Consider the following 17,387-nt stretch of genomic DNA (forward strand, 5'->3'; position numbering starts at 1 on the left):
GACTACTCGTCGCGGGGGTTCAGGCGCGGATGCGTCTCGTCACCCCACCACCAGACCAGCGCACCGGATGCAAACATCGCGATCACCACGAACCAGAAGCCCCAGATCACCGAGCCGCCCAGGTGGGCCACGATGCCCAGGCCCAGGGCCCCAACGCCGTAGCCGAGATCGCGCCAGAAGCGGTAGGTACCGATGGCCGAGCCGCGCCAGTTCGGGTGCGCAATGTCCGCCACCGCCGCACTGAGGTTCGGGTACAGCAGCGCCATGCCGAACCCGGTCACCGCCGCCGCGAAGGACCACCACAGTACGCCCTCGCCGAGCAGGGTCAGGGCGACCCCGCCGCCACAGATCCACATCCCCCAGATGATCGGCTGGCGTCGCCCCACGTGATCGGACAGACGCCCGGTAAGGAACTGCGAACCGCCCCAGACGAAGCCGTAGATCCCGACGACCCAGCCGATCGCCGCCAGACTGAGCCCCTGCTGATATAGGAACACCGGGTAGAACACCCAGACCAGCGCATCCACGAACTTCTCCACCAGCCCGGCCTGGCTGAACGCCGCCATGCGCCGGTCACGCCAGGACATCAGGGTGAACACCTGCCAGGTCGTCGGCGTGTCGGGGATATTCGTCGGGTAACGCGGCACCGGGCCGGTGGACTGACCGGCCGCATGCCGGGCACCCTCGGCCTTTGCCCAGTCGAGGGTCTCGCGCACGAACACGGCGGTCATCACGATCGCCAGGGCGATCACCACCAGGCCGAAGATCAGCAGGCCCCAGCGTGGCCCGAACGCGGCCGCCATATAGCCGGTCACGATCCCCGCCACGGCAACCCCGACATACCCGGAGAACTCGTTCATGCCCATGGTGAAACCGCGCTCGTCGGCGCGGGTGATATCCATCTTGGCGGTCTGCGTCATCGACCACGCCAGCCCCTGGTTCACGCCCAGCAGGACGGTCGCCGCGACGATCCAGCTCCAGGACGGTGCGTAAAGGATCATGAAGGGGATCGGGATGGCCGCCACCCAGCCCAGCATCAGGACCGTCTTGCGCCCCAGCCGCTCGGACAGGCGCCCGGCAACGAAGTTGAGCGCCCCCTTCACGACCCCGAAGGCGACCACGAACGCGGTCAGCAGCATGAACGAGCCCTCGGCCACACCGAACTCGCTCTCCGCCAGCGCCGGCACGACCGTGCGCATCATCCCGATGGTCAGACCAACGAAGAAGACCTGGATCAACTGCTGACCGAACTGCCCGAGGTTCTCCCGAATCCCGTGCGTCAGATGGGCGTAGGCCTCCGCGGCCTTGTGATGGTCCGTCATGAAGAGTCCCTCTGCTCTCGGATCAGGAGGCGATATTCGCCGCGACGTAGGCATCCATTCCCACCGGGCGCGGGGGGATGTTCTGGGTCAGAAAATCGACGAACGCCTCCCGCTCACCGATCGCAAGCCCCGGGTTGAAGCGCTTTTCGAACCCGAGCGTCGACGACGGCTTCCCGGACAGCCCCGCGCCGCAGGCACTGCCGGCATAGTGACCGGGATAGATCTCCAGTTCGTCCGGAAGGCCCAGGAGGCGCTCGTGAAGGCTGTCGAACAACCGTCCCGCCATCTCGCGCTCCCGCCCGGCCAGATCGGGGCGTCCAACACTGCCGATGAACAGCGTATCGCCCGTAAGAACGAACCAGGGCTGGTCCCCGCGGCGTTTGTCGGTCACCAGAAGACACAGGCTGTCCTCCGTGTGACCGGGGGTATGGATCACCTCGACCTCGACGTTGCCGACCTCGAGCCGATCGCCATCCTCCAGCGCATGGAAGTCGAACTCCACCACCGAACGATCCGACGCATGCAGGCAATACTCCGCCCCGGCACGTCGGGCCAGGTCACGGCCACCGGAATAGTGATCGGCATGCACATGCGTGTCGATCACATGCGTGATGGCAACACCCGCCTCGGCGGCCCGCTCCAGGAACCATTCCTGGTCCCCGTCCACGACATCCACCGCGATGGCCTTGCCCAGCGATCCACAGCCGAACAGGTAGGACAGCGACGACTCCCGGGTGGGCAATTGATGAAAAAACATGACACTCCTCCTGGACCGTTCACCGGTCGCGTTCTTTTTGTCGGTTGTCCTCATCGGCGCTCACGGGCAGACCGTGGTAGCGCCACTCCGCGATGCCGTCCTCGAGCCGGCTGGCCCGGATGCCGTGCCGACCCAGGATCTGGACGGCCTCGCTCGCCATCAGGCAGTACGGTCCTCGGCAGTACGCCACCACGGGGCGGTCAGTCGGCAATTCGCCCAGCCGGTCGCGCAATTCGCTGACGGGGATGGATCGGGCATAGGGAAGATGGGCGCTGGCGTATTCCATGCCCGGACGTACGTCGAGCACGATCACCTCGCCGCGCCGCGCCCGCTCGAGTAGCTGTTCGCCCGCCATGGGGGCCAGATCGCCCGCACCCTCGGCGATCTCTCGAGTGGCGGCCTGCAGCTCCAGCAGCCGTTCTTCGGCCAGTGTTCGCAGCATCACCCAGAAATCGGCGACATGCCGATCGACCAGGCGGTAGAACATGTACCGGCCTTCGCGCCGGGCCTCCACCAGCCGCGCAAGGCGCAGCTCCTTCAGGTGGGCACTGGCCAGCTTCACACTGATCTCCGCGTCCGACGCCAGTTGTTCGACGCTCTTCTCCCCCTGCACGAGGATCTCGATCAGCTCCAACCGCTTGGGACTGGCGGCCGCGCGGGCAATGCGGGCCACCTGCTCGTACAGGAGATCTTTGAGTTCGCGTCCGGACACCGCACACATTCCAATATTCGTTGGAATATAAGCTAACCAACGCGCGCCGCCAACGCAAGCCCTGCTTACGCACCCGCGCGGGACCGGACCCTCCGGTTTTTGGGGCATTCTGGCGAACCCGGGTATTCCTGAGTACGGTACTCGGGAACTTCGATTAGAAGTTGCTTACTAACTGAATGACTATCCCGTGCCCACGGGCACCCTTCCCCTGCAAAAGGAGGACGTCATGAGCCAGCTGATCAACAACTTCCCGGCCGACGGCGTGGTCACCATCAACCGCGTGATCCTGAAGCCGGAGTACACCATCGACGACCTGCAGGAGCGTGTCGCGGTCCTCTGCGAGAACGTGAAGACCTACCATTCGGATACCGGCTTTGTCGGCGGCTTTGTCGCCCTGAACTCCGGCGCGGTCTCCAACGAGGGCTCGACGATCGGTCAGGCGGTCGAGAGCCCGATGAAGGACAAGGAAGCGCTGATCATTACTTTCTGGAACAGCTTCGAGGAACACGAGGCGTCGCATCAGAGCGAGACCTTCCAGCCCCTGTTCCAGCAGGTCCTGGAACTGTGCGAGAACGGGAACGAGGAGATCGCCTACGAGATGCTCTGGTCCGGCGCGGCCTACGACCCGGAACAGGCCAAGGCCGCCCGCCAGGCCAAGGAAACCCACGCGGCCTGACGGCTGCATGCCGGGAGCGATCCCGGAACAAGGAACTGTCGTCTCTCCAACGACTGTACCCATTGCCGGGGCCTAACGCCCCGGCTTTTTTGTCGGCCGCCCTGGTCGCGCCTCCATAGCGCCCTGCAGGAGCCTGCTTGCAGGCGAATTCCCCTGGCCACGTCTGACTTTGGCAGGGGCTTCGCCTGCGAGCAGGCTCCTGCGATTTTCGGGGTGTGCTGAACCGGGGGTCATCTCAAGCATCCGGGCTCTTGCTGACGCCGGAGATCCCGGCTCTGCGCTTCACTCCGGCCGGGTGACCGCATGGCCTCCGAACGCAGATGGGTGTCCTCTCGCCCCGGCCGCGCCAGCCCCAAACGAACGAACCCCGCGGCATGGCCACGGGGCTCGCTGGGTATACCGAAAAGCATCGGTCTCAGCGCGATGCGTCGTCCCGATCCTCGGGCTCGTGCATCTCCGGCGGCGAAGACAGGGTGTGAGTCTTCTCGTCGTAGCGTCCCTTCAGCTCGTCGGTCTTGCTGTGTTCCCACAGCGGGACACCGACGAAATAACCCGCGCGCCCGATCGCATGGGCGGCCACCGGCGCGGTCAGCAGCAGGAAGCCGATCACCGCCACCGCGCGCGTGGTCACGCCGCCGTCACCGAAGTACACCGCGACCCCGACCATCATCAGGCCAGCCCCCAGCACGCCCGCCTTGGTGGTCGCGTGCAGGCGCATCGGCAGGTCGGGCATGCGCACCAGGCCCAGAGCCGCCACGACCATGAACGCCGCACCCACCACCAGAAACAGCCCCGTGAAGAACTCAGTCATCGTCGCGATGCCCCCCTTTCTCCAGGTAACGGGCAAAGCCGACCGCCGCGAGGAACGCGGTCAGCGCCAGCACCATCGCCACGTCGATGAACGGGGTGCGGCCGCTGGAGATTACATACACCGCGATAAAGCCGATCGTCAGCGATGCGATCAGTTCCAGCGCGACCACGCGATCGGGCAGGGTCGGCCCCAGATACAGCCGCCAGAACCCCAGTAGCAGGGCGATACTCAGCAGCACATTGGAAGCGATGATGGCGATATCGAACATCTGCATCCCCTGCGCCTAGCGCAGGACCTCCAGCGCGCGGTGTTCCAGGTACTTGATGGAGCGGATCACCTCGTCGCGATCCTCGATGTACATCACGTGGATGTACAGCACCTTCTTGTCGGTGGACACGTCGAGGCTCAGCGTTCCCGGGGTCAGCGAGATCAGGTTGGCGACGATGGTGATCTCGCCATCGGTCCTGGCATCCAGGGGGAAGGCGATCACGCCCGGCACCATGTGGTGGGTCGGCGTCATCACGTCATACGCCACCTTCAGATTGGACAGGAACAGCTCCCAGAGGAAGTAGCCAATGAACGCGATGAACTTGGGCACCCGCCGCGCGTAGCTCGAGAAACCCGGCTTGTCGCGCAGCGCGAAGGCCAGCAGCACATAGCCGAGGAAGAACCCCACGAGCAGGTTGCCGGTGCTGAACGTGCCGGTCAGGAAGACCCAGATCAGGGCCAGCGCGATATTCCAGGTCAGCGCGATCATGGCTGTGCCCCCAGTACCGCCTCGATGTACTGCGACGGATCCAGCAGCTGTTCGGCCGACATCAGGGCCATCTGGTAGATCGGCTCGCCGTACAGGCCAATGGCCACGGTCATCAGCGCCAGCATGATCACCGGGAGCCACATCCAGATCATCGGACCGGAGGTCACGTCATCGGTCTCCACGCCTTCCGGCTGCGCCTTCCAGAATACCTCGGCCCAGATCTTGATCATCGAGTAGAGCGTCAGCAGCCCCACCACCAGCGCGACCGCCACCACCCAGTAGGCCTCGGCCTCGATGCCCGCGCGGATGATGATGAACTTCGCGAAGAACCCGGACAGCGGCGGCAGCCCTGCCAGCGACAACGCCGGGATCAGGAACAGCACACCCAGCATCGGATTCGTGCGGTAGATCCCGCCCATCTGCTTCAGCTCGTGGGTGCCCTTCATCACGAAGGTGATCCCGCTGATCAGGAACAGATTCGCCTTCACGATGATGTGGTGCATGATGTAGAACACCCCGCCGACCAGCGCCAGCGGCGTAAACAGCGCCAGCCCCATGATCATGTAGCCGATCTGGCTGATGATGTGAAACGACAGGATGCGCCGGAACTCGTAGTGCGCGGCGGCCCCGAGCACGCCGGTCAGCATGGTGCCCGCGGCCACCCACAACAGGATCTCGTGGGTGTAGTCCACCTCCTGATTGAAGATCAGGGTGAACACCCTGAACAGCGCGTACACACCGACCTTGGTCAGCAGGCCCGCGAACAGCGCGGAGACCGCGACCTTGGGCGTGTGATAGGACGCCGGCAGCCAGAAGAAGAACGGGAACGCCGCCGCCTTCACCCCGAACGCGACCAGGTAGAGCATCGCGATCACCGTCACCAGGCCGGTGTCCTCGACGGTGGCGAGCTTGGCGCCGATGTCCGCCATGTTCAGCGTACCGGTCAGGCCGTAGGTCAGACCGATCGCGGTCAGGAAGATCATCGACGACAGCAGGTTCAGGGTGACGTACTTGATCGCCCCCTCCATCTGCGAGCGTTCGCCTCCCAGGATCAGCAGCGCGAAGGACGCCACCAGCATCACCTCGAACCACACGTAGAGGTTGAAGATGTCGCCGGTCAGGAAGGCCCCGTTGACCCCCGCCAGCAGCAGGTGCAGCAGCGGGTAGTAGCCGAATTTCTCCGACATCTTGCCGATGCCGGAAAGCGAGTAGATCGCGGTCGCGAACCCGATGATGCCGGTCAGCACCACCATGATCGCCGCCAGCATGTCGGAGACCAGCACGATCCCGAACGGCGCCGGCCAGGAGCCCATCTCCATGACCACGTGGCCATGCTCCCAGGTCTCCATCAGCAGCCAGATCGTGGCTAGCAGCATCGCGCCGGTGCCGAGCACGCCCAGCGAGCGCTGCGCGAAATGCGAGCGCCAGAACATCACCGACAGCGCGCCGAAGAACAGCGGCAGGATGACCGGCAGGGCAACGGACATATTCATCGATCCGTGTCCTTCATCTGGTCCATGTCATCCGCCTTGACCACCTCGTAGGCGCGATGAATCAGCACCACGGCAAACGCCAGCACACCAAAACCAATCACGATCGCGGTCAGCACCACGGCCTGTGCCAGCGGGTCGGCCGATGCGCCATCGGGCATGGTCATGCCCGGCGGGATCAGGGGCGGGGCCCCGGACTTCATCCCGGCCACGGTGAAGATCAGCAGATTGGCCGCATTCGACAGCAGCACCAGCCCGATCACCAGCTTCACGATCGAGCGGCGCAGCATCATGTAGATGGCCGCGGCATACAGGCCGCCGACCACGAAGGCCATGACGACTTCCATCAGTCTTCCGCCTCCGCCAGGTTGAGCATGATCGTCAGCACCGATCCGATCACGACCAGGTACACGCCGATATCAAAGATCAGCACGGTCGAGAGCTTGATGTCGCCAAAGATCGGTGCGGTGAATTCCCACCACTGCGCGGTGAAGAACGGCTGGCCGAGGAACACCCCGGGGATGGTGCTGAGCACCGCCAGCACCATCCCCGCGCCCAGCACGTCACGCGGATCGACCCGCAGCACCTTGCGCGCCGATTCGGTGTCCATCGAAAACAGGTACAGCACGATCGCGGCCGCAGCGACCAGCCCGCCGATAAAGCCGCCACCCGGCTCGTCGTGCCCGCGCAGCAGCAGGAACACGGAAAACAGCAGCAGCAGCGGCAGCAGGAAGTGCCCCGCCGTGCGCAGGATCAGCGAATGCATGTTCATCGGCGGTCCTCTGCGCGGAAGCGGAGCATCGCGTAGACCCCGATCGCGGCCAGCGCGAGCACGAAGATCTCGCCCAGGGTATCCAGCGCCCGGAAGTCGACCAGCACCACGTTCACGATATTGCGGCCGTAGCCGGACGGCTCCGACTCCTCGATGAAGTATTGCGAGATCGAGGGGAACAAGCGCGCATCCAGGGTGCTCAGGATCAGCAGGGTGATCATCCCGCCGGTCACCAGCGCGATCCCGGCGTCACGCACCCGCAGCGCGCTCGAAGACAGATTGAGGAACCCAGGCAGACGGAACAGCACCAGCACCAGCAGAATCACCGTCAGCGTCTCCACCAGCACCTGGGTAATACCGACGTCCGCGGCGCTGTAGAGCACGTAGACCAGCGCCACGGTAAAGCCGAGCGAACCCAGCGCCGCCACTGCCCCCAGGCGCGAACGCGTCAGCACCGCAAACAGCATCGACGCCACCAGGATGGCGATGATCGCCATTTCGTGGGCCTGCAGACGCTCGAAGTGGACGGTACCCACTCTGACCTCGAACAGCTGGGCGGTCACCCCGACCAGCCCGGCGGTCATCGCCACGGTTACGATCACGTAATAGCGCAGGTAGCCGTTCTGCAGGACCCGGGTCTGCCATTCGGAGATCCAGACCAGGCCGTCCATCATCTTGAAATAGCCCTTCTCCGGGCCGTATTCCGCGGCACGATCGACCCAGGCCAGCGCCCGGCGCGCCTGCTCCCAGCGCCAGTACAGCAGCCCACCGGCCACCAGACTGAACGCCGAGATCGCCAGCGGGAGATTGATGCCGTGCCACAGCGCCAGATAGCCCGCCACCGGTGCCCCCTGCACGCTGGCCGCGGCGGCGTTGATCAGACCCTGGTCGGCCAGGCCCGGCCCGAGGCCGAAGATCAGCCCCAGGCTGGCCAGTACCGCCGGCCCGGCCAGCATCGCCACCGGTGCCTCGTGCTGCGGCGTCTTCGGCGTGTCGGCGCGCGCGCCGAACCAGGGACGGATACCGACGATCGCCGCCACCGCAACCCCGAGGATGGCCGTAAGCACCGCGAACAGGCTGAGGATGCCGACCAGGCCCGGGGCGTCAAGCACCGCCTCCAGCATCAACTCCTTGGCGACAAAGCCGAACAGCGGGATCACGCCCCCCAGCGACAGCGCGGCCAGGATCGCGAACGCCGCCGTCACCGGCAGTGCGCTGCGCAACCCGCCGGTCTGCAGGAAATCCTTTGCGCCGGCCTCGTGATCCAGGATCCCGGCGACCATGAACAGCGCGCCCTTGTACAGCGAGTGCGCCAGCAGGAAGGCCATCGCCGCCAGCAGCGCGGTCTCGGTACCGATCCCGATCAGCATGGTCAGCGTACCCAGGGCCATCACCGTGGAGTACGCGAGCACCTTCTTCACGCCCGTGGAGCGGAACGCCAGGAACACACCGGTAAACATGGTGACCGCGCCGAACAGGGCCAGCGTGGTGAACCAGATGTCAGTGCCGCCCAGCGACGGATTCAGGCGCGCCAGCAGGTAAACGCCGGCCTTCACCATGGTCGCGGAATGCAGATAGGCCGAGACCGGGGTCGGCGCGGCCATCGCGCGCGGCAGCCAGAAATGGAACGGCACCTGGGCCGATTTGGTGAATGCCCCGAGGAGGATCAGGAGCAGCAGCGGCAGATACAGCGCATGTTCGCGCACCACGTCGCCGTTGTTCAGGATCTCGGACAGCTCCCAGGACCCTCCGGCCATCGCGAGCATGATGATGCCGGCCAGCAGCGCCAGCCCGCCGCCCACGGTCACGAACAGGCCCTGCAGGGCGTACTTGCGGGCGTCCTTGTCCTCGTGGTTGTAGCCGATCAGCAGGTAGGAGGTGATGCTGGTCAGCTCCCAGAACACGAACAGCGCAATCAGGTTGTCCGCCAGCACCAGCCCCAGCATGGAGCCCATGAAGGCGAGGATGATCACGTAGAAACGCCCGAGGTCGCGGTGCGCCTGCAGGTAGCGCCCGGCATAGGTGACGATAAAGAATCCGATACCCGACACCAGCAGCGCGAACAACAGCGACAGGCCGTCGACCAGGAACGACAGCTGGATATCCAGCCCCGGCATCCATGGCCAGGCCAGCACGATGGACTCGCCGCTGGAGACCGCCGGCAGGAAACTCAGGAAATAGACGAACAGGACCGCCGGGAGCAGGCCCAGCACCCAGCCACTGGCACGGCCGGTCAGACGGTGGACCACGGGGGCAACCGCCGCCACCAGAAATATTGACAGAATCGCGTAGAGCATCCGGCCAGTTCAGTCCTTTCAGTTCCGGGCCAAGGGCGCAACGGTCGCGTTACGCTGGGGGAGTCCTTCCGTCGCCGAAAGCGAGGCCGGTGCATGGCAGCCCCTGGCAGACGAACGCGGAAGCCTACCGACTGCGATGGGACCGTGCAAGAAGCGGGTGGTTCCCCGCGGACAGCCCGCGCCGCGATCGCCACGCGGCGCGCGGGGCCACCGCGGTCAGACCCAGTCGCTGCGGCGTCGGCGGGTGGGGATCCGGGTCAGGATGATGCCGAGGATCACCGAGCCCACCGTGACCAGGGCTCCGGTCATGAACCACTTGCGCTGGCTGTCGGCCTGCATCACCTCGACCTGACGACGAAACTCGTCGGCGGCATCCCGCGCCTCGACCAGATCGCCTTCCAGGCGCCGGTTTTCCCGCTGGATCTCCTGGGGGCGCGAGGCAATATCCCGCAGTTCCTCCAGCTCCGTCTCCATGTCCGCAAGCTGCGCCTGCAGCTCGTCGCGTTCGGTCGTGAGCGCGTTGCGCCGGTCCAGCAACTCCGCGATCCGGCCCTCCTGATCATCCGCACCGGAACGGATCTCGGCCAGCTCGGCCTCGACCTCGGCCAGGCGCTCGCGGGAGTGCGGCTCGTCCTGCAAATAGCGGGTCAGGATCCACGCCTCGTTACCACTGGGCAGCCGCACCCGGCTCCAGCCGTCACCGGACTGTTCCATCACCGTGACCGGCTGCCCGGCGCGCACCGCACTGACAATGCGGTTCTGGTTCGAGGGGCCGCCCCGCACGCCGACCTCGAGTTCCTCACTGACATAGCGCGTCTGCTGCGCGGCCGCCCCGCTCCAGGCCACCAGCATCACGCTCCCCAGAACCAGCGCCATCACGCGCATCGACCACCGTTTCATCGTCATTTCCGCTGCCATCTCTTGATTCGCCCGGGATCTCCGGCGCCGCATTCTACAGGGGACAGAAAGCCGCGCACGCAAAGCCGTACCGGGGGTTGATCGAGTTCACATTCCGGCTTCCTGACACTTACACGAACCGCTCGCGCACGGCCCGCGAGGGGAACGTGATCAGATCAAATGCCACCGGAAGCAGACGCCGCACTTGCGCCGCCGCGACCGCCAGCAGGTACAGGATACCCGCCAGCACCGCCAGCACGAGCGTCAGCAGGCCGCCCAGAATAACCCGGGTCGCCTGTAGCACCCCCACCAGCCAGATCGGCGCCAGCGCAACGATCAGGGGTACCAGAAGGCCCAGAACCGCGCCCACCGACTGCTCGAACAGGTTCAGGGTCGGCGGCAGCGCCTCGCCCCCGGCCAGCAGGGTATCCATCAACTCCTGACGATACGCCACCCACTCCAGATGAAAGCCGCCCAGCGCGGAGATCAGCGCGAGCACGGCCAGCGCAACGCCTGCCACCACCACCAGCGCCCGGCGCACGCCCTCACTACCATCCATCATCGCCTGCGGCAGCAGACGGGACACGCCGCGGGCCTCGGCCAGCAGCCAGCCGGAGACCGCCGCGGCCCCCAGCAGGGTCGCCACCACCAGATCCGGGAAGGCCACCCCGCCGGCCTCCAGCGAGGCCGGAAACTGCGTCCCCAGGGCCGGATCGAACAGCCGCTGGTACACCACCACGGCCACCGCGGTCAGTACCAGTCCGGCCGCGCCCAGCAGCCACTGACTGCCGGCCTGGGCATACGCGGGCAGGTGCCGCTGCGCCGGATGGTCCCGGTTCTCGCAGTTCGCCAGACCGTTATCCAGGCGCTCGCCCTGGCGTTGCAGGTCGGCCAGGCGCCGGTGTACCTGCTCCAGGCGCCCGGTCAGTTCGTGCAACGGGGCTTCCAGGCGTCGCCGGGCCGACAGCAGGCCACGCGCCATCTGTCGGTGCTCCTCCATGCCGAGCCGTGCAATCCGCAACACCGTTTCCTGCATGTCCTGCGCCAGGCGCTGCCCCTGCGGGCTGTCGCCCACCGGCGTGCTCGCCAGGGCCTCCAGGCGGCTGACCCAGCCGGGCTCGGCGGACAGGCGCCCCTCGTCGCGGGCATAGGCATCCTCCAGCTGGCGCAGGGTCTCGTGAACCTGCTGGCGCAGATCGGGGATCTCGGCCAGATCGTGGCCCACCAGGCGAGCGTAACGCCGCTCCAGGGCATGGACCGCCACATGAACGCGTTCGGCCTCCAACCGGGCCAGGTGGGCGTGGTGCCAGCGCTGGGTCGCGTCGCGCAGATGCAGCACCTGCCGCCGCAGGGCACACGTCAGGCGTGTCACGCCGCCGGTCAGCCCCACCAGCAGGCGGCGCAAGGGCCGCCGTGCCAGGTCCAGCACCACGATTGCGACCACGATCCCCAGCACCCACAGCATTACAGTGACGGCCACGACTCCCCCTCGCTTGTTGTTCTTTCAGGCATGGTCCGCGCCCGCCACCTCGGGCGCAACTCCGGGCCCCACCAACCGGTTGCCTGATTATGTCGAATCGTTCCGGTTCCCGTCTCCACGCCGGGCCAATCACGCTCAAGTTTGCCGCGCCCGCGCCGATACCCGGATTAAATCCCCGGAGACCTCGCGATGCTCAGCCTCGACCTCATGCCGGCACCCGAACCGGCCCGCACCGAGAACCCCGCCTGGCTCGACGCCGGCTTCACCGCCGGCTGGCTCCCGGCCTTCCGCAACCGCCGCACCGGCGAGGTTCGCGCCAGCCACCTGGAAGACGGGCGCCTGGCCTGTACCCACATCCTGGATACGGTCCCGACCGCGTGGGTGGCCGAGCACGACGATCAGGGCCGCCCCGGCGCCCTGATCGCCGACATCCAGGCCGGCTACCTGCGCGGCGACCGCTTCTTCACCCTCGCGGAACTGCTACGGTATCCCTCCGACGCCTGATCCGGGGCACGCAGAGCTCTCGACAGGTTGTCCCAGGACGTTCCGAGGACAACCTAATCAGCCCCACCCCCGGGACCATCGGCGCACCGCCGAATCCCGTCGCAATTGCTTTTGCGCGCGGGTTTCGGTCCAATACCGGCCTTTTCCCCGAGCGGCGCTCCCATGCAGAAGAATCAGTACGATCGCGACGAACTCCTGGCCTGTGGCTACGGCAACATGTTCGGTCCGGGCAACGCCCAGTTGCCGGTCCCCAACATGCTGATGATGGACCGGGTCCTGGAGATCAACAGCGACGGCGGCCAGTACGGCAAGGGCGAGATGATCGCCGAGCTGGATATCAATCCCGACCTCTGGTTCTTCGCCTGCCACTTCCCCGGCGACCCGGTGATGCCCGGCTGCCTCGGCCTCGACGCCATGTGGCAGCTGGTCGGCTTCTACCTCGCATGGCTCGGCAATCCGGGACGCGGGCGCGCCCTGGGCGTGGGCGAGGTCAAGTTCACCGGGCAGGTCCTTCCGACGGCCAAGAAGGTCACCTACCATATCGACATGAAGCGCGTGATCTCGCGCAAGCTGGTCCTCGGCATCGGCGACGGCATCGTCAAGGTCGACGGCCGCCCGATCTACGAGGCCCACGACCTCCGCGTCGGCCTGTTCACCTCCACCGAAAACTTCTAGGCCCACCGGCTTCCGCCATCGCTAGCGCGGGAGCCGGTTTTCTTCGGGTTCCTACCTTTCCTTGCTTTCTACCCGCCGCCTGCCTCGTGGTGGCTGGTCCTGGTTCGGCATCCGGTGTTTACGGTGCCTTCGGTCCACATACTGCCCGGCGCTGACTCGCCAGCGCGCCCCGAGGTACTTCTTTGCTCGTGCAAAGAAGTACCCAAGAAACACGCCCGACTGCCGCGACCCCGGCCCGCTGTGCGGGCCGGGGTTTCCCTCGCTCCGAGGCTTTTCGCGGGCGGCGCTGAACTCGCTGCGCCTGCGGCTCCGCTCAGACATCCAGCGCCTCTAATCCCGCGAAAACCCTCTCCGCTCGGCGCGACGACAACGGGGGGGGGTCAAGGTCAAGACAACAGCGGTCCCTACGTGCGCGTTATTGGTTGGGGGCTCGCTGTTCCGACATCTGGGCACGCTCGGCCTTTGGCCGTTGCGTGCCGCGCCCGCGAGCGGGCGCCGGGGGCTTTCGGACGGCGATGCCTATGGTTAGGCGCAAACGTGGGGATATGTTCGGTTTTGACCTTCGCTTCCCGTATGGAGCCCCTTGCGGAAGGGTTCTCGGGCCGGCCCGTTTTCTATAAATTCGGGGCGCTGGGTGTCTGAGCGAAGCGCAGCATAGCGAGTTCAGCGCCGCCGGCCCGAGGACCCTGGAGCAAGGTTCCCGGGCGAAATCCGGGTGCTCTTCTTTGGGTGCTTTCTTGGGCAAGCAAGAAAGCCAGTTGTTGATCAAAAACGGGCGGGGCGCGCTGGCGAGTCAGCGCACGGCAGTATGTGGACCGAAGGCACGTAAACACCGGAGGACGAACCAGGACCAGCCACAGAAGGGCATGCGGCTGAACGAAGTCCCCGGATACACCCGATGCCGAACCAGGGTCTTGATGGGGCCGGGCAACCGAGGCGCTCGGCCAACGGCGGACAAGCCGCGTCACCCGTCCACTTTGGATGACGCACCGAACGCGTCGCGCAGCCAGCCTCGCAGGGCATCAAACCCTTCTTCGGCAGACTCGGACGGCGGCTGCATCCCCGACACAAAGCCGCGCGCGCGGAACGGCTCCAGCAACTCCGGATCGCCCGAGATCACATGCACCGGCACCGCCCAACTGGCGTCCTGCCCGGTGATCAACGCCGCCGGCTGATGATCCCCCAGCAGGAAAAACAGCGTGTCCTCGTCCGCATAGCGTGCCGCATAGTCCCCAGTCACCTCCAGCGAATAGCGCACCGACTCCGCGTAGAAATCGCGCACCCGGTCGAAGTCGCGCCAGAGCACCTCCGGCTCCGGCCCCTTCCCCGCCCACTCGTGGAACCGTTCACCATCCCCGATGCCCTCCCAGTCCTCCAGGACCGGCAGGATGGGGGTCCACGGCGCATGCGAACTGACCAGCGCGAGCATCGCGAACACCGGTGCATCGGAAGGCGACCGAACCTGCTGTTCGAAGAACGACCAGGTGTACTGGTCCGGCATGGTCACCCAGAAGAACGGCGGGCCGGCGTAGTCAAAGCCATGCTTGTCTACGATCCGATCCCAGCCGAACCAGCGTCCCTCGGGCCAGTCGAGCTGGATGGCCGGGGACAGCATCGCCGTGTGGTGGCCGGTCGCCTGGAAGTCCTGCACCAGGGTGTCGCGCGACGTGTCCTGCAGCGCCTCGTAATGCCCGGCGTAGCGCACCTGCAGGCCGGAGAGCAGGGAGGCATGGGCCAGCCAGGACTGGCCGCCGGCGATCGGCGCCTCCAGTACGCCGCTCACCACGTGCAGGTCCGCGGCCTCCAGGTCCCCTTCCAGCCGGTCGAGCGCGGGAACAATGACCGGCGCGTAGCGCGCGTCGAAAACGGCGGAGACGCCATAAGACTCCACCAGCCCGAGGATCACGTCGACCTCCGCGAGCCCCGGAAGGGCTGCCGCAGAGGCCTCTTCGCGGGTCGCCTCCAGGCGGGCACGAAAGCGCTGGTTCTCGGCAAGGGCCGACCGCCCCGCCGCAACCTGCTGCTGGATCATCGCCGTACCCGGCGCAGCCGTTCCCGGGGGTGCTGCTCCGCGCTCGGCGGCCAGCACGCCCCCCAGACCGACGCCGAGCGCCCCGATGGCGATGGCCAGCGGAACACGACGACCGCCCCCCGCAGGCGCCGCGAGGGCACCGAGCCCCCTCCCGGCTCCCCAGATGACCGCCACCAGCAGGGTCACCAGGAAGACCCCCAGCAGCCCGGTCGCCAGCGCGCCCAAGTTGCCGGTCACCAGGCGGTAGACGGCGTCCAGCAGCACCCAGTCCTGCACCACGTTCAACGGCCGGGACAGGCTCGCGCGGGTCAGGGCATCGAACAACGCCAGCACCACCAGGATCAGGAGCACCGAAGCAACGAGCCAGGCCAGCCCCCGCGCAAGCCGGCCCGCCGGCAACAGTGCGAACAGGCCGACCAGCACGAAGGCCTCCCAGGCCAGCCCGTACGGCGCGAGCCCCGCATGACGCGGAATCTCCAGCCCCAGAAGGACCGCGTTCAGCGCCACCAGCGTCAGCAGCCACCGCGTCATCGGTATGCCGGGATCAGGATCGGCCTCGCCCGAAGGTCATGCGCTGCATCACCCCGTCGCGGCGAATGCGCCAGTGGTAGAGCGCGGCAACCACATGTCCCAAAACCAGGATCAGGGTCACCCTTCCCAACGCCTGATGCCAGGCAAACAGGGTCTCCGAAAAAGCCTCGTTCTCCGGGAACAGCCCCGGCAGGATCAATGGCCCCAGCTGCACCGGATACCCCCCGGCCGCGGTTCCCCACCACCCGATCACCGGCATCGCGATCAGCAGCACGTAGAGCAGCCCGTGCACCGCCTCCGACCCGACCCGCTGCCACCGGGCAAGGTCAACCGCATAGCCGGGCTTGCCGCGCCGGATCCGCAGCCCAATCCGCACCAGCATCAAGGCCAGGACCAGCACCCCAAAGCTCTTGTGCCAGGTGTAGATCGTGTTGGTCGTCGCTTCACCGAAGCGCGCCTGCAGGCCCTCGAAGCCGAACCAGCCGATCGTCCCGCCAAGGCCCACTGCTCCCAGCACCAGTACCGCCACCAGCCAGTGAAGCACCCGCTGCGCCAGGCTGTAACGGGGCCAGACCATCGAATCGCTCTCGTTTTGCATCCCGAACCACCTCCTGGACCCGAATCACTTGGTACCCCTCACCCTATCAAGCCGATTCGAACAGAGGGCTAGAGTATCCCCAGCGGCGTTAGCCGAATCTCCCCTGCAACCCGGCCCCACGCTACCCTTGGGCGAATGAATCATTCCATTGCAAGTGGACCACGCGGACCCGCGCCCCTCGATCCGGACCGCATCCGCTGCCTGACGTTCGACCTCGACGACACCCTGTGGCCGGTGATGCCGGTCATCCAGCATGCGGAAGCGCGCTTCTATGCCTGGCTGCGCGCACAGGCCCCCGCGGTCTGCGAACGCTTTGATCCAGACGCCCTGATCCAGTCCCGCACGGCCTTCATGCGCGCGGCCCCCGACCACGAGCGCCACGACCTGACCCGCCTGCGCAAGCGCTGGCTGCGCGAACTGGCCGAGACCTGTGGCTGCTGCCCGGAGCGTCTGTCGGGTGAAGGCTTCCAGGTGTTCTGGGAGGCGCGCAACGAGGTCACGCCCTACCCCGAGGCCGCGGGCGTGCTGACCACCCTGGCCCGCCACTTCCGTCTGGGCGCGATCAGCAACGGCAATGCCGACGTATTCCGCACCCCCCTCGGGCGGCACTTCGACTTCGCCATCGCCGCAGGCGAAGCGGGTGCGGCGAAGCCCGATCCGCGCATCTTCCACCAGGCCCGCGAGCAGGCCGGAGTCGAACCCGACGCCATCCTGCACGTTGGCGACGACAGCACCGCGGATGTCCTCGGTGCCCTGCAGGCCGGCTTTCGCGCCGCCTGGTTCAACCCGGCGTCCCTGCCCTGGGAGCACGGCCAGCCGCGCCCCTGCCTGACCCTCGGGCGTCTCGGCCAGCTACCCCGGCAACTCGGCATCCCCACCTGACCCTGCACCGCCTTCCGTAGGAGGCCAGCCCCCTGGCCGATAGGGCGCTGATGAACACCGAATCGGCCAGGGGGTCGGCCTCCTACAGGGGGGACACCACCACACCCGTGGGAGCCTGCTTGCAGGCGAAGCCCCTGCCCGCGCCCGACTCTGGCAGGGGCTTCGCCTGCAAGCAGGCTCCCACGGGGCAGAAC

General features: G+C 66.5%; 18 protein-coding genes and 1 pseudogene. 5 read left to right on the forward strand and 14 right to left on the reverse strand.

Going from position 1 to position 17,387, the window contains the following annotated elements:
* Positions 1-2: 2 nt before the first annotated feature.
* Genes H609_RS0101520 through H609_RS0101530 form a run of 3 tightly spaced genes read right to left on the reverse strand, consistent with a single transcriptional unit; the run spans position 3 to position 2,800 of the window.
* The gene (locus tag H609_RS0101520) at positions 3-1,322 is read right to left on the reverse strand and encodes an MFS transporter (RefSeq protein ID WP_018875772.1); all 1,320 of its coding nucleotides are present in this window, start codon (positions 1,320-1,322) and stop codon (positions 3-5) included.
* Between the two features lie 22 nt (positions 1,323-1,344).
* Positions 1,345-2,079: an MBL fold metallo-hydrolase gene (locus H609_RS0101525; protein ID WP_018866899.1), complete on the reverse strand. Its 735-nt coding sequence runs from the start codon at positions 2,077-2,079 to the stop codon at positions 1,345-1,347.
* A 19-nt stretch (positions 2,080-2,098) separates the two neighbouring features.
* Complete coding sequence (locus tag H609_RS0101530) at positions 2,099-2,800, reverse strand: metalloregulator ArsR/SmtB family transcription factor (RefSeq protein WP_018866900.1); 702 nt, start codon at positions 2,798-2,800, stop codon at positions 2,099-2,101.
* A 217-nt stretch (positions 2,801-3,017) separates the two neighbouring features.
* Between H609_RS0101530 and H609_RS0101535 the strand changes: the two genes are divergently transcribed.
* On the forward strand, positions 3,018-3,467 hold the full coding sequence (locus tag H609_RS0101535) for a hypothetical protein (RefSeq protein ID WP_018866901.1): 450 nt from the start codon (positions 3,018-3,020) through the stop codon (positions 3,465-3,467).
* A gap of 415 nt (positions 3,468-3,882) precedes the next feature.
* Here the strand turns inward: H609_RS0101535 and mnhG are convergent, their stop codons facing one another.
* The 9 genes from mnhG to H609_RS0101580 all read right to left on the reverse strand — a co-directional run bounded on the left by mnhG (position 3,883) and on the right by H609_RS0101580 (position 11,956).
* Positions 3,883-4,278, reverse strand: a complete 396-nt coding sequence (gene mnhG / locus H609_RS0101540) for a monovalent cation/H(+) antiporter subunit G (RefSeq protein ID WP_018866902.1) — start codon at positions 4,276-4,278, stop codon at positions 3,883-3,885.
* Positions 4,271-4,546, reverse strand: coding sequence for a monovalent cation/H+ antiporter complex subunit F (locus H609_RS0101545; RefSeq protein WP_026279247.1), 276 nt, complete (start codon positions 4,544-4,546; stop codon positions 4,271-4,273). Before H609_RS0101545 ends, mnhG begins: the two co-directional genes overlap by 8 nt.
* A 15-nt stretch (positions 4,547-4,561) precedes the next feature.
* Positions 4,562-5,035, reverse strand: coding sequence for a Na+/H+ antiporter subunit E (locus H609_RS0101550; RefSeq protein WP_018866904.1), 474 nt, complete (start codon positions 5,033-5,035; stop codon positions 4,562-4,564).
* The gene (locus H609_RS0101555; protein ID WP_028484142.1) at positions 5,032-6,528 is read right to left on the reverse strand and encodes a Na+/H+ antiporter subunit D; all 1,497 of its coding nucleotides are present in this window, start codon (positions 6,526-6,528) and stop codon (positions 5,032-5,034) included. The genes H609_RS0101550 and H609_RS0101555 overlap by 4 nt, the downstream gene beginning before the upstream one ends.
* On the reverse strand, positions 6,525-6,872 hold the full coding sequence (locus H609_RS0101560) for a Na+/H+ antiporter subunit C (RefSeq protein WP_028484143.1): 348 nt from the start codon (positions 6,870-6,872) through the stop codon (positions 6,525-6,527). Before H609_RS0101560 ends, H609_RS0101555 begins: the two co-directional genes overlap by 4 nt.
* A complete protein-coding gene (locus tag H609_RS0101565) occupies positions 6,872-7,297 on the reverse strand; it encodes a Na+/H+ antiporter subunit B (protein ID WP_028484144.1) in 426 nt (141 codons plus the stop codon). The genes H609_RS0101560 and H609_RS0101565 overlap by 1 nt, the downstream gene beginning before the upstream one ends.
* On the reverse strand, positions 7,294-9,594 hold the full coding sequence (locus H609_RS0101570; protein ID WP_028484145.1) for a putative monovalent cation/H+ antiporter subunit A: 2,301 nt from the start codon (positions 9,592-9,594) through the stop codon (positions 7,294-7,296). The genes H609_RS0101565 and H609_RS0101570 overlap by 4 nt, the downstream gene beginning before the upstream one ends.
* A 216-nt stretch (positions 9,595-9,810) precedes the next feature.
* A complete protein-coding gene (locus tag H609_RS0101575; protein ID WP_155988711.1) occupies positions 9,811-10,479 on the reverse strand; it encodes a TIGR04211 family SH3 domain-containing protein in 669 nt (222 codons plus the stop codon).
* Positions 10,480-10,621: 142 nt separating this feature from the next.
* On the reverse strand, positions 10,622-11,956 hold the full coding sequence (locus H609_RS0101580) for a hypothetical protein (protein WP_028484147.1): 1,335 nt from the start codon (positions 11,954-11,956) through the stop codon (positions 10,622-10,624).
* A 204-nt stretch (positions 11,957-12,160) separates the two neighbouring features.
* Here H609_RS0101580 and H609_RS0101585 point away from each other — a divergent pair, with 204 nt between their 5' ends.
* The 3 genes and pseudogenes from H609_RS0101585 to H609_RS14270 all read left to right on the forward strand — a co-directional run bounded on the left by H609_RS0101585 (position 12,161) and on the right by H609_RS14270 (position 13,792).
* Complete coding sequence (locus H609_RS0101585; protein ID WP_018866910.1) at positions 12,161-12,475, forward strand: hypothetical protein; 315 nt, start codon at positions 12,161-12,163, stop codon at positions 12,473-12,475.
* Positions 12,476-12,637: 162 nt separating this feature from the next.
* Complete coding sequence (fabA, locus tag H609_RS0101590; protein ID WP_018866911.1) at positions 12,638-13,150, forward strand: 3-hydroxyacyl-[acyl-carrier-protein] dehydratase FabA; 513 nt, start codon at positions 12,638-12,640, stop codon at positions 13,148-13,150.
* A 433-nt stretch (positions 13,151-13,583) separates the two neighbouring features.
* A pseudogene (locus tag H609_RS14270) lies at positions 13,584-13,792 on the forward strand (hypothetical protein).
* Positions 13,793-14,114: 322 nt separating this feature from the next.
* Here the strand turns inward: H609_RS14270 and H609_RS0101595 are convergent.
* On the reverse strand, positions 14,115-15,713 hold the full coding sequence (locus H609_RS0101595) for a hypothetical protein (RefSeq protein ID WP_028484148.1): 1,599 nt from the start codon (positions 15,711-15,713) through the stop codon (positions 14,115-14,117).
* Positions 15,714-15,726: 13 nt separating this feature from the next.
* The gene (locus H609_RS0101600; protein ID WP_028484149.1) at positions 15,727-16,311 is read right to left on the reverse strand and encodes a cytochrome b; all 585 of its coding nucleotides are present in this window, start codon (positions 16,309-16,311) and stop codon (positions 15,727-15,729) included.
* Positions 16,312-16,446: 135 nt separating this feature from the next.
* Between H609_RS0101600 and H609_RS0101605 the strand changes: the two genes are divergently transcribed.
* Positions 16,447-17,193 (forward strand): HAD family hydrolase, encoded by a 747-nt coding sequence (locus H609_RS0101605; protein ID WP_028484150.1) that lies wholly within the window; start codon positions 16,447-16,449, stop codon positions 17,191-17,193.
* The last annotated feature ends 194 nt before the right edge of the window (positions 17,194-17,387 follow it).

The sequence above is a fragment of the Thioalkalivibrio sp. ALE17 genome, assembly GCF_000425605.1.
Lineage (GTDB): Bacteria > Pseudomonadota > Gammaproteobacteria > Ectothiorhodospirales > Ectothiorhodospiraceae > Thioalkalivibrio.

What these genes read in the sequence shown, in the direction of transcription:
- H609_RS0101520 (WP_018875772.1), bottom strand. Translation starts at nt 1,322, where the DNA reads ATGACGGACCATCACAAGGCCGCGGAGGCCTACGCCCATCTGACGCAC.
- H609_RS0101525 (WP_018866899.1), bottom strand. Translation starts at nt 2,079, where the DNA reads ATGTTTTTTCATCAATTGCCCACCCGGGAGTCGTCGCTGTCCTACCTG.
- H609_RS0101530 (WP_018866900.1), bottom strand. Translation starts at nt 2,800, where the DNA reads ATGTGTGCGGTGTCCGGACGCGAACTCAAAGATCTCCTGTACGAGCAG.
- H609_RS0101535 (WP_018866901.1), top strand. Translation starts at nt 3,018, where the DNA reads ATGAGCCAGCTGATCAACAACTTCCCGGCCGACGGCGTGGTCACCATC.
- mnhG (WP_018866902.1), bottom strand. Translation starts at nt 4,278, where the DNA reads ATGACTGAGTTCTTCACGGGGCTGTTTCTGGTGGTGGGTGCGGCGTTC.
- H609_RS0101545 (WP_026279247.1), bottom strand. Translation starts at nt 4,546, where the DNA reads ATGTTCGATATCGCCATCATCGCTTCCAATGTGCTGCTGAGTATCGCC.
- H609_RS0101550 (WP_018866904.1), bottom strand. Translation starts at nt 5,035, where the DNA reads ATGATCGCGCTGACCTGGAATATCGCGCTGGCCCTGATCTGGGTCTTC.
- H609_RS0101555 (WP_028484142.1), bottom strand. Translation starts at nt 6,528, where the DNA reads ATGAATATGTCCGTTGCCCTGCCGGTCATCCTGCCGCTGTTCTTCGGC.
- H609_RS0101560 (WP_028484143.1), bottom strand. Translation starts at nt 6,872, where the DNA reads ATGGAAGTCGTCATGGCCTTCGTGGTCGGCGGCCTGTATGCCGCGGCC.
- H609_RS0101565 (WP_028484144.1), bottom strand. Translation starts at nt 7,297, where the DNA reads ATGAACATGCATTCGCTGATCCTGCGCACGGCGGGGCACTTCCTGCTG.
- H609_RS0101570 (WP_028484145.1), bottom strand. Translation starts at nt 9,594, where the DNA reads ATGCTCTACGCGATTCTGTCAATATTTCTGGTGGCGGCGGTTGCCCCC.
- H609_RS0101575 (WP_155988711.1), bottom strand. Translation starts at nt 10,479, where the DNA reads ATGCGCGTGATGGCGCTGGTTCTGGGGAGCGTGATGCTGGTGGCCTGG.
- H609_RS0101580 (WP_028484147.1), bottom strand. Translation starts at nt 11,956, where the DNA reads ATGCTGTGGGTGCTGGGGATCGTGGTCGCAATCGTGGTGCTGGACCTG.
- H609_RS0101585 (WP_018866910.1), top strand. Translation starts at nt 12,161, where the DNA reads ATGCTCAGCCTCGACCTCATGCCGGCACCCGAACCGGCCCGCACCGAG.
- fabA (WP_018866911.1), top strand. Translation starts at nt 12,638, where the DNA reads ATGCAGAAGAATCAGTACGATCGCGACGAACTCCTGGCCTGTGGCTAC.
- H609_RS0101595 (WP_028484148.1), bottom strand. Translation starts at nt 15,713, where the DNA reads ATGACGCGGTGGCTGCTGACGCTGGTGGCGCTGAACGCGGTCCTTCTG.
- H609_RS0101600 (WP_028484149.1), bottom strand. Translation starts at nt 16,311, where the DNA reads ATGCAAAACGAGAGCGATTCGATGGTCTGGCCCCGTTACAGCCTGGCG.
- H609_RS0101605 (WP_028484150.1), top strand. Translation starts at nt 16,447, where the DNA reads ATGAATCATTCCATTGCAAGTGGACCACGCGGACCCGCGCCCCTCGAT.